8 protein-coding genes are annotated in these 10,924 nt (G+C 35.8%); 5 read left to right on the forward strand and 3 right to left on the reverse strand.

The annotated features are described in order from the left end of the window. Positions 1 to 80 precede the first annotated feature (80 nt). Both pstB (VB654_RS13875) and pstB (VB654_RS13880) read left to right on the forward strand, forming a co-directional pair. Positions 81 to 893 (forward strand): phosphate ABC transporter ATP-binding protein PstB, encoded by an 813-nt coding sequence (pstB, locus tag VB654_RS13875; protein WP_416235685.1) that lies wholly within the window; start codon positions 81 to 83, stop codon positions 891 to 893. A gap of 119 nt (positions 894 to 1,012) precedes the next feature. After that, positions 1,013 to 1,816 carry a phosphate ABC transporter ATP-binding protein PstB gene (gene pstB, locus VB654_RS13880; RefSeq protein ID WP_323214355.1) on the forward strand — a complete coding sequence of 268 codons (804 nt, stop codon included), beginning with the start codon at positions 1,013 to 1,015 and terminating at the stop codon, positions 1,814 to 1,816. 111 nt (positions 1,817 to 1,927) lie between these two features. Here pstB (VB654_RS13880) and VB654_RS13885 read toward each other — a convergent pair whose 3' ends face one another. Then, entirely contained in the window at positions 1,928 to 2,134 is a 207-nt protein-coding gene (locus tag VB654_RS13885; RefSeq protein WP_323214356.1) for a hypothetical protein, read from the reverse strand. Positions 2,135 to 2,883: 749 nt separating this feature from the next. On the opposite strand from VB654_RS13885, the gene VB654_RS13890 reads away from it, so the two are divergent. Further along, positions 2,884 to 4,860, forward strand: coding sequence for a glycosyltransferase (locus VB654_RS13890; protein WP_323214357.1), 1,977 nt, complete (start codon positions 2,884 to 2,886; stop codon positions 4,858 to 4,860). A 115-nt stretch (positions 4,861 to 4,975) separates the two neighbouring features. Continuing rightward, on the forward strand, positions 4,976 to 5,302 hold the full coding sequence (locus tag VB654_RS13895) for an STAS domain-containing protein (RefSeq protein ID WP_323214358.1): 327 nt from the start codon (positions 4,976 to 4,978) through the stop codon (positions 5,300 to 5,302). 72 nt (positions 5,303 to 5,374) lie between these two features. Here VB654_RS13895 and VB654_RS13900 read toward each other — a convergent pair whose 3' ends face one another. Further along, the gene (locus tag VB654_RS13900) at positions 5,375 to 6,535 is read right to left on the reverse strand and encodes a PP2C family protein-serine/threonine phosphatase (RefSeq protein WP_323214359.1); all 1,161 of its coding nucleotides are present in this window, start codon (positions 6,533 to 6,535) and stop codon (positions 5,375 to 5,377) included. 195 nt (positions 6,536 to 6,730) lie between these two features. On the opposite strand from VB654_RS13900, the gene VB654_RS13905 reads away from it, so the two are divergent. Next, a complete protein-coding gene (locus tag VB654_RS13905) occupies positions 6,731 to 7,147 on the forward strand; it encodes an anti-sigma regulatory factor (protein ID WP_323214360.1) in 417 nt (138 codons plus the stop codon). Between the two features lie 69 nt (positions 7,148 to 7,216). On the opposite strand, the gene VB654_RS13910 is transcribed toward VB654_RS13905, so the two are convergent. Continuing rightward, a partial coding sequence (locus VB654_RS13910; protein WP_323214361.1) for a response regulator occupies positions 7,217 to 10,924 on the reverse strand: 3,708 nt, incomplete at its 5' end.

A 10,924-nucleotide genomic window follows, 5' to 3' on the forward strand; every position in this document is an offset into this window, starting at 1 on the left:
TGTTCCCTGTTCCCTACCTCTACGAGTAAATTCATAAACCAAACCGGATTCCTATAGGTTCTATTTAAATTGGAGATATCATGATGGAACAAACAATGAGTAGTGCAACTGTGGATACCAAGCACATTTTTGAAGTTAACAATTTATCGGTTTATTATGGCAGTGCGCTTGCGCTTCGGGATGTGACAATAGATATTCTGAAGGATAAAATTACCGCTTTCATTGGTCCTTCGGGTTGTGGTAAAAGCACTCTTCTACGTTGCTTCAATCGAACTAATGATTTGATTCCGGGGGCTAAGGTCAAGGGACAGCTAAACTACCGGGGTCAAAAATTTTATGACTCTAGTGTTGATCCAGTAGTGGTACGTCGTCGGATTGGGATGGTGTTTCAACAACCTAACCCTTTTCCGAAGACAATTTATGACAATGTAGCCTATGGCTTGCGGGTGAATGGCATTAAGGGCAACATGGATGAGATTGTAGAAAGTTCTCTGCGCCGTGCAGCTCTTTGGGATGAAGTTAAAGACAATCTGCAAAAATTGGGTACTTCTCTTTCAGGGGGACAACAACAGCGCTTATGTATTGCTCGCGCGATCGCGATTCAACCGGATGTAATTCTGATGGATGAACCTTGCTCGGCCTTAGATCCTGTTTCGACTTTGCGAATTGAGGAGTTGATGGTGGATCTCAAACAGCAATACACCATTATAATTGTTACCCATAATATGCAGCAAGCTTCTAGAGTCGCTGATTATACAGCTTTCTTTAATGCCGAAGCCTTGGAAGGAGGTAATCGCGTGGGTTATCTGGTAGAGGTAGATGCCACTAATAAGATTTTTTCCAATCCTCAAAATCAAAGCACTCGCGATTATGTGAGTGGTCGTTTTGGCTAAGGCTAGGAGAGTGCTGAGTGCTGAGTAATTGACAAGCTCAATACCTGACAGACTCAAGACCTACTATATCGAAAGTCAGTTATCTATCGCCCAATTGAACACTACACTATATATTAATTATGGCTACTAACACTAGTACCGTGAATGACACTGAAACGGCTTTAAGAACAGAAAACTTAAATGTTTACTATGGCAAGTTCTTAGCTTTGCAAAATATTTGGCTGGATATCCCGAAAAATCAGGTGACATCTTTTATTGGGCCTTCTGGTTGCGGTAAAAGTACATTGCTGCGATGCTATAACCGTCTGAATGACGTGATTAATTCGTTTCGAGCCGAAGGTAAAGTTTATTTTTACAATAATAATTTGTATGCACCAAATATTGATCCTGTAGAGGTGCGGCGACGAATTGGGATGGTATTTCAAAAACCAAACCCATTTCCCAAATCAATTTATGACAATATTACCTTTGGAGCCAAAATCAACGGTTATAAAGGTAATTTTGATGAATTAGTCGAACGAAGTCTGCGACAAGCTGCTTTGTGGGATGAGGTTAAAGATAAACTGCGAAAAAGTGGGACATCTTTATCTGGGGGACAACAGCAACGTTTGTGTATTGCGAGAGCGATCGCCATACAACCAGAAATTATCCTAATGGATGAACCTTGTTCTGCTCTAGACCCTATTTCGACTTTGCGGGTGGAAGAACTAATTCACGAATTGAAAGAGAAATATACTATCGTGATTGTCACCCACAATATGCAACAAGCTGCACGAGTGTCTGATAAGACGGCATTTTTCAACGTGAAGCTTTCTGAAGGCGGTCGCAGTGGCTATCTAGTTGAATACAATGCTACCGAAATGATTTTCAATGAGCCTCAGCAAGAAGAGACTAGAGATTATGTCAGTGGCAGATTTGGTTAAGCGCACAGATTAATTCTGTAACCAATCCCCACCCTAAAAAAGTTTGCCGGTGGGAGTTTTTTTGTCCAATCGCCATCGGATTGCAGATTGATTTGGACAAAATTAGGTAGTTTATTGTTGTAGCCGGTGTTTTGCCTCCTTCGCTAGAGAACTCAGTTCACTGATAGTTTTTGGCGTGTCTAGAGAATTCGTCTGAGTCAATTTTAGATGTGCTGACCACCAATTTAGACCAGCGATCGCGATCGCGGCTGTAACTACTCCTCCTACGGAAGCAAGTAAGGATAAGTTTTTTGGTGGTGCTTCAAAATCAGAGATCATTTCTGTTTAACATTTTGGTGTGTTATTTAGTATACATTTAAAAAAATAAATAATTTCATCCTTCTTTGTCGGCAAATATAAAGTTATATAAACTGCTACAGGGAATTTATCAACGCAAAATTTACTCAAAAGCTCTCAAATTTGAGCCGTAGATGATTATTAATCTATATAACTAAGTATTTACACTAATTATTTTAAAATTTATACCGTATTATTAATCAATAAACAATTGATAACAAAACATGGCAAATTTTTAGTATTGAAGTATACTAAGCAACGGGTAATGGTTTTATTGCCTAACTTACAGTACAACAGGTGTATATCCGGTGATTTTAGAATTGGTATTGGATGTCATAACTAGTCAGCAACCATTGCTCTGTTCACCAAAAGTCATTTTATGTAATCCTTTTGTAATTATTGTCAGTCCTGATAACTTTGATCAGCAACCAATATTTCCAGAACCAAATCACATATCTACCTATAGTAGAAATACTAAAACTAGATACTCTCAAAATACTCCGTTCCCAGATCCTATACCTACTAGCACTCCAGCACGATTAACTTAAGCGCTCATAAAATTGCTGCTCAAGGTGCTTGGAATTACTGTGAACGCAATTGCAAGCAAAAATCACTAACTGAGAATTAAAGCCTCTGTAAATGTAAATATAAATGCCGTCATTTCATCAACTTTAATTTCCTCAGCCAGAAACAGAAAAACATTCATGTTGTAATTTTCCTGAAGGTGCAATATGGCTTCAGTCTCTATACTTAATGATGCAGAAAATTTTCCCGGTAATAGTCGTTCTAGACTCAAAAAAAGAACGCTACTATTTCGCTATTTGGCAGAAATAAATTTAATTTTTGGTGCTTGGTACTTGCATTGGCGGATTGCTAACTCTATTAACTTTGATGCACTGTGGCTGGCAATTCCCTTATTATTAGCAGAAATTTACACTTACTTCGGTGGAGTTCTGTTTGTCATTGGACTATGGCGACCTTTAGTCAGACAAACTAAATCTCTCGACCAGCTCACACCATCCATACCTACCTCTGATTGGCCGACTGTAGATGTCTTTGTTACCTGCTACAATGAACCGCCAGAAATTGTAGAAGCAACTGCTAGAGAAGCTTTAGCAATGGATTACCCAATAATTAAGTTACGCGTTTATATACTTGATGATGGTAATTCAGAAGAAATGCGAAGGATGTCAGAAAGATTATGTATTGAAGATTTACAATCACCATTATTGCAAAGTGAAGCTAATCGAATTGATGCAGAACGTTCGATGTTGCTAAAACGTCTTGAGCAATTAAATAATTTGCAACCAGATTTAAAAGCTGCTGAACAATGGTTACAAGACTCTTCTTTAGCAGCAGATAATCCTACAAAAAGTTTAAATAGTCTGCGACAATTTATTTTATGGTTAAATATTCCTGATCAAACTAGTATTGATTTATCTGAAAATACTATACAAGCACGGCTAGATACTGAGAAGCAATTATTAGAATCAGCCATTTATCAAAAAGAACTAGAACTAGTTGAATTGGCTCGTTTACGTTATATTGAACAACCTCAAGAAACAGGTGGTCTTAATTCTGCAATTTTTTCCGGCGAAACTATAGGGGATTTTATTCTCACTTTAGATGCTGATCATATCCCCAACCCCCAATTTCTCAAACGAGTTTTACCATATTTCTTTACTTACAATTTCTTTTCTGGAAAATACGAACAAAACCAAATTGCTTTTGTCCAGACACCCCAAGATTTTTATAATATTCCCTCTGGCGACCCCTTTGGGCATCGCGCCAGCTTATTTTATGAGACTTTGCAACAGGGTAAAGATGGTATGAATGCAGCTTTGTACACAGGTACAAATGCCATATTGAAAAGAGAAGCATTAATTAGTGTAGGAATACAATATTTTGCTGACGAATATGCTCAGGATGGAAAGCGTTTAGATAAATTTAAATTAAATAGTAGTGTCTCCAGCAACATTATTACAGAAAATATAAATACATCTGTGCGTTTACATAGTGCTGGTTGGAAATCTGTTTATCACAATGAACTGTTAGCAAAAGGATTAGCGCATAATGATTTGAGTTCTATATTCCAAGAAAGATTACGTTGGACGCAAGGAACTATACAAGTATTAATGAAAGAAAATCCCCTGACAAAATCTGGACTAAGCTTTTGGCAAAAATTGCAATATTTTTATACCATGTATAGCTATTTTTCAGGTTTTGCGACTTTTATCTTTATTTTGTGTCCAATTATCTATTTTTTCACAGGAATTATCCCAGTAAAAACATTTAATCTGGACTTTGTTTTACACTTTTTCCCAGCTTTTATAATTAATATCCTCACATTTCTAGCTGCTAGTTGGGGGATTCCTGCTAGGGTAATATGGCAGTCAGAACAATATAATCGCGCGTTATTTCCTTTATTAATGCAAGCTGTATGGAATATATTTTTTAGACAACCAATTAAATCTTCAATTCAACCGAAGCAAAGCCAATCAGCAGTTGATCTGCGGTTAATTTGGCCTCAGTTAGTTGTCTTTATTCTGACTATTTTAGGTATATTATGGAGTTTCTACTATTTTGCTACGGGGGCTGTAAATAATCCTGGAATATATTTATTCAATGGTGCTTGGGCTATCTATAATTTATCCTTGATGTGGGCAATTATTCATGCCTATATTTGGCAATCAAAAACTAATTCATAGATAATTTTGATGTGCTAATCTCAGCTATTAAAAAATGTTGATAAAGCTTGCTTTTTGGGAAAATTATATGTAAAGATTAAAATATATCTCATGAATTAAGTTGAAGGTAGACTCTATGAATCCTACAGTCAAGATACTTGAACCTTCAGGTATTTTAAATGCAGTTAAGGGTAATGAGCTACGTCGGGAAATTACTAATCTTATATCCACCGGCGCTGATATTGTATTAATTGATTTGAAAGATGTCAATTTTATTGATAGTTCTGGTTTAGGTGCTTTAGTTGCGGCTATGCAATCTGTCAAGCAAGCTGAAGGAAAACTATTTATTTGCTCTATTAATGATCAGGTAAAGACAATGTTTGAATTGACGAAAATGGATAGAATTTTACACATATTTGCTACTAGAGATGAATTTAATCATCAAGTTTTAACTACACAATAATTTAAAAAAGGAAATGTGTATGAAGTGGTAATTTATTAATTGCTTTTCTTGATTTCAAATACATTAAATTATCTAGTTAAAGGTAATTTTAATTAAAGATAAATCATCATCAAAAGTAGCATTGGCGTTGGAATTTTTAATCAGTCGTAATATTTCCTGAAGATTGCAGTTATTTTTATGACTACAATTTATTAACAAATCAAAAAAGCCGTTGAAATCCCAAATTTGTCCATTTGGTTGCATAACTTCATAAGCACCGTCACTAAATAAGTATAAGGTGGTGTTTGCGGGAATTTCTAAAGTAACCATTTCAAAATTGATATTAGGAATAAAACCAATTGGCAAATCTAAAGAACTTAGCTGTTTGATATCTGTAGCATCTTTATTCAGCAGCACACCTGGCGGATGTCCAGCATTAGCATAAGTTAATCGCTGTTGTGAACGATGATAAACTCCATACCAAATTGTAAAATACTTATTGCCATGACTGCTCATTTGAAAGGTATGATTAAGTGCTTTTAAAACTTCGCTGGGATGACAGAAATTAGTATTGGGTAGAGATTGCGATCGCAAGACATTTAACACAGACATAGACAGTAAAGCTGAACCCACTCCATGTCCAGAAACATCTAAGAGATAAATAACTAAATGATCATGATCAATCCAGTAATAGTCAAAGCAATCTCCCCCTAACTGCGCCGAGGGAACAAATAAAGCCTCTGTCGTTACAGCACCTACAAGGGGTGATGGTAAGAGCGATCGCACATAATCAGCCGCTTCTGCCAATTCTGCTTCTAAATTTCGGTTTGACTCTTCTAAAGCTAACTGTTTATTTTTTAAATCCTGACTTAGCTGATGTAACCTCAAACCTGCTCTTACCCGTGCCTTCAATTCATTCATTTCAATTGGTTTAGAAACAAACTCATCCGCGCCGGCATCTAATCCCTGAACTCGCTCCCCCTCTTCCCCTGGTGCAGCACCTTTAGCAGTCAGTAAAATAAAAAAAGTTGTCGCCAAATCTGGATCTCTCTTCACTTGACGACACACTTCTAATCCATCTATTTCTGACATTACCCAATCACAGATAATTAAAGCCGGATGTAATGTCTTCGCTTGTATAATTCCTTCTTGACCATTACTAGCAACAGTAGTTTCATATCCCTGATTTTGCAGTGTTCTTTTCAGTGTTGCTCGTACTATAGGATCATCATCAATAATTAGTATTTTAAGCATAAGTTTAAACTGATACTAAATTTCGGCAACGCATTATTAATAAATATTTCCTGTTGAATCTGTGATTTTTACCTTCTGTTTAGCTAATTTAAGCAAACCAAGCCTAATTTCCAGCAGAAATTGTTATAACTAATCTAGCAAGCAAAATTTGTTCTTATTTTCACGCCATAAATATAAAGATCATCAGGGTGAAGAATGAATAGAAAAATTCATTTAAAAGTTAACACAGACATAAACGCCACAACCGAAATATTATCCTGGTTTGAGCAAATAAATCAACCTCCTCTTCCTGATCAAAAAATTTGGTGGCAATGTCAAACTTTGCTGATTGAAGGTTTTGCCAATACTGTAGAACACGCTCACAAAAATTTACCTGTAGAAACTCCCATTGAGTTGGAAGTTATTCGGTTGCTTGAGCATATAGAAATTCGCATTTGGTCCCTGGGAGAAGCATTTGATTTGGAACAACAATTACAAATAACACCTGAATTGATAGACAATTTTTTAGAAAGAGGTCGCGGTTTAAAAATCATATCTTCCATTGCCGAAAAATTAAGCTATTTACCAACAGACGATCATCGTTATTGTTTATTTTTTACAATAAAATATTGATTCTGTCGTGAATGAGTCAATTGAAATATATCAAAAAAATTATTACCGAATATGATAACATTTTTAGAGTCATTTTAGTAACAAAAAAGATTGAATTTTGGCGATAAAATCTTCTAATTCTATGATTAATTCATTTGCACCCATACATTGATTTAAATAACTCAATTTTTCTAGCTTTTCTGCGGCTTGTTCCATAGATATAGCTCCTATATTAGCACTAGCACCCTTTATATGATGTGCTTCTTGTGCCAGTTGTTGATAATTTTCAGCCGCAATTGCCGCTTTGCTTGCTTCTAAATGTAACTGGCTATCTTCAACGAACATTTGTAATAATTCTAATTCAAATTTGGGGTCATTTTCAGAAATTTGATGTAAATGTTCCCAATCAATTGCTAGTTCAATATTGAGATTTTTAGTTAATATTACTTGGCTCCAATAATTAAGGATAGATGCTAATTTTTCTTTTTTTACTGGTTTACTCAAATAATCATTCATACCTGCTTCTAAACAGTTTTGTTTGTCTTCTTTCATGGCATGAGCTGTCATAGCAACGATCACAGGTTGCCGCTTCATGCGACGACGAATTTCTTTTGTAGTTTCTAAACCATCTAAAACTGGCATTTGACAATCCATAAAAATCAAATCATAGGGAATTTTTTCTAATAACTGTAAAACCTCCTGACCATGACCTGCTACATCAGCTTCATAACCTAAATTTTGCAATAGTTGTAGAGCCACTTTTTGATTTACTAAATTATCTTCTGCTATCAAAACTCGCAACTTAGAATTAGTCAACTTAGGTTGATGAATAGTTGGTATCTGGATGTTTACAGATTTTGGTTGACTTGCCAAGACGTTGAGAATTGCATCGAGTAGCCGAGATGCTTTGACAGGTTTAACTAAATAACTAGAAAATCCTATATTTAGCGCTTTTTGTACTTCATCTCTTTGATTAGTAGAAGTCATGATCATGATGGGAATATCCGCAAGTGCAGAATTTGTTTTAATTTGTGTTCCCAAAGTCAAACCATCTACTTGTGGCATTTGCATATCAATTAAAGCCACATCATACAAAATTCCTTTTGTCAGAGAAGTTTGTAAAACATTCAATGCTTCAGCCGCACTAGCCACCTCATCTACTTTCATTCCCCAATAGGTAGCTTGATCATAAATAATTTTACGGTTGGTAGCATTATCATCCACAACTAACAAGCGTCGATGCTGAAGAATGCCTTGATTCTGGACAGAGGATACAGGCCGAAACTGCTTAGTAAAAGTTAGTTCAAACCAAAATTGAGATCCTTTTCCTTCTTCACTGTTAACCCCAATTTCACCTCCCATTAAGTCTACCAATTTCTGACAAATAGTTAATCCCAAACCTGTACCACCATACTTGCGGGTAATGGAAGCATCTATTTGGGTGAATGGCTGGAAAAGTTTATTTTGATCTTCAGAGGAAATTCCAATTCCTGTATCTGTGACAGAAAAATTGATGGTGATTGTGTTGAAATTTTGGGATCGCAATTCGGTTCGAACGATAATTTCTCCCGTGGCGGTGAACTTGATGGCGTTACCAACCAGATTCATTAAAATTTGCCGCAGGCGACTAGCATCACCTTGGAGATGAGTCGGAATGTTAACATTAATTAATCCGGCAATTTCTAATCCTTTTTCATGAGCTTGGGGTGCTAATAATTCTAGAACTTCTTCTACACAATTAGATAATTCAAAATCTAAATTTTCCAGAACCATTTCGCCAGCTTCTAATTTTGACAGATCCAAAATTTCATTAATTAAGGATAAAAGTGCATCACCACTAATGCGAATTATGTCGGCAAAATCGCGCTGTTTTCTATTTAAATTAGTTTCTAATAATAAGTCAGTCATCCCCAAAATGGAATTCATGGGAGTGCGAATTTCATGACTCATATTTGCTAAAAAAGCACTTTTTGCCTGAGAAGCTAATTCGGCTTGTTGTCGGGAAATTTCTAGTTCTTGTCGTTGGAGTATTTCTACTTCTAATAAATTGGCTTGAGCTAAAGCAATACCTACTTGATCAGCAAGCGATCGCAACAGTTGAATTTCCCAATCTTTCCATTGTCGGGGTTGATGACATTGATTTGTAATCAGCAATCCCCATAATTTATTTTGCATAAAAATGGGAACTACAAGATTAGCTTTAATCTGAAATTTTTCTAGTAATTGTTTATGGCAAGGCTGAATATCAGATTCTGCTATATTATTGATAATACTGATTTTACCTTGGTAGTATTTCTGGAGATAATCATCTGTAAAACAAGGGTCAGCAATATTTTGACCCATAACTATAGGTAAGTCAGGAATTATCGCTTCTTTCAAAATTGTTGCAGAACTATCAGATTGGAACTGCAAGATGAGTACCCGATCTGCTTGCAATAGTTTCTGCACTTCTGTAACGCTGGTTTGCAGAATTTCATCGATTTGTAAAGACTCTCTAATTTTTAAAGTAACATTAGCTAATAATTGCTCCCGCAAGTTTTGCTGTTGTACTTCTGCCTCAGCTTGTTGACGTTCGGTAATATCAATACCAGTAGCAATAATATATTCAATCTTACCTTTTTCGTCGTACAAATTAGCGTGAGTCCAAGCAATCAACCGCCGATGACCATCTTTTGTTAACCAGTAAGTCTCGTAATCTTGGATTTTGTGACCTAAAGCTGCTTGCTTAAAGATAGCTTTTACTGCTTCTATTTCTGGAGGAACTAAAAACAAGTTCCAAATATATCTATTTTGCACCTCACTAAATGAATAACCAGTAATTTGTTCACCAGCTTGATTAAAGCGAACAATTCGTCCTTGTAAATCCAGAACTACTACTAAAGCACTGGCTGTATCTAGGACGGCTGAAATAAAGTTGCGTTCTGTTTTTAAGGCTTCTTCTGTAAGTTTTCGCTCGGTAACTTCTCGATAAATTAGATGATAGGCAAAAGCCAAAATTATAAAACCCAAACAAATGGCGATCGCCACTGTCATAATAATGTTAAATCTGCTGGTTTTTACGGCTAAAGATTGTTGCTGAAGTCGTTCTTGTTCTTCTTGGTTGATTTTATTGATCATCTCGTGGATATCATCCATGAGATTGTTATCCTGATTAGTTTTGATTACCGACAAACTAGTTTCAAATCCTTGGTTTTGCCGCAAGTTGATAGTTTGTTTAATTTCTACCAACCTGGTTTCTATCAAATTTTCTAAGGTATTAATCTGTTGTTGTTTATTCAGTTGATTTGCTGTGATTATTTTTAATCCTTGAATTTGTTGATTAATTTTGGCAACGGCTAATTCATAAGATTTTAAATAAGACTGATCAGCAATGAGAATATAATCACGCTGTCTAGTTTCAGCATCTTTCATCAGAAAAAGTAATTGCTCTTGACTATCAATTTTTTCTAAAGTTTTTTGTTGTTGATTACTGATTTCCAGATATTTTTTTGTATTTTGATAAAAAACTAAACTAATGAGGAGGATAATTACTGATGCTAACCCTAATCCTGCCGCAATCTTTTGGGAAAATTGCCAACGTGCTTTCTTTGATTGCTGACGATTTTGATTTACGAGTACCAAACTGGCTAAATTGCGTCGCAGTTCCAGGTGCTTAATAACTTGATCACCTAAAATATGTAAAGCTTCGACTTGTTCCGCAGTCAAAGTTCGCGGTACTTGGTCAATTACACAAAGCGTGCCTAAATTGTATCCTTCAACATTAGTTAAAGGTATACCCGCATAAAATCGGATATTGGG

This window comes from Nodularia sp. UHCC 0506, from assembly GCF_034931045.1.
Classification (GTDB): domain Bacteria; phylum Cyanobacteriota; class Cyanobacteriia; order Cyanobacteriales; family Nostocaceae; genus Nodularia.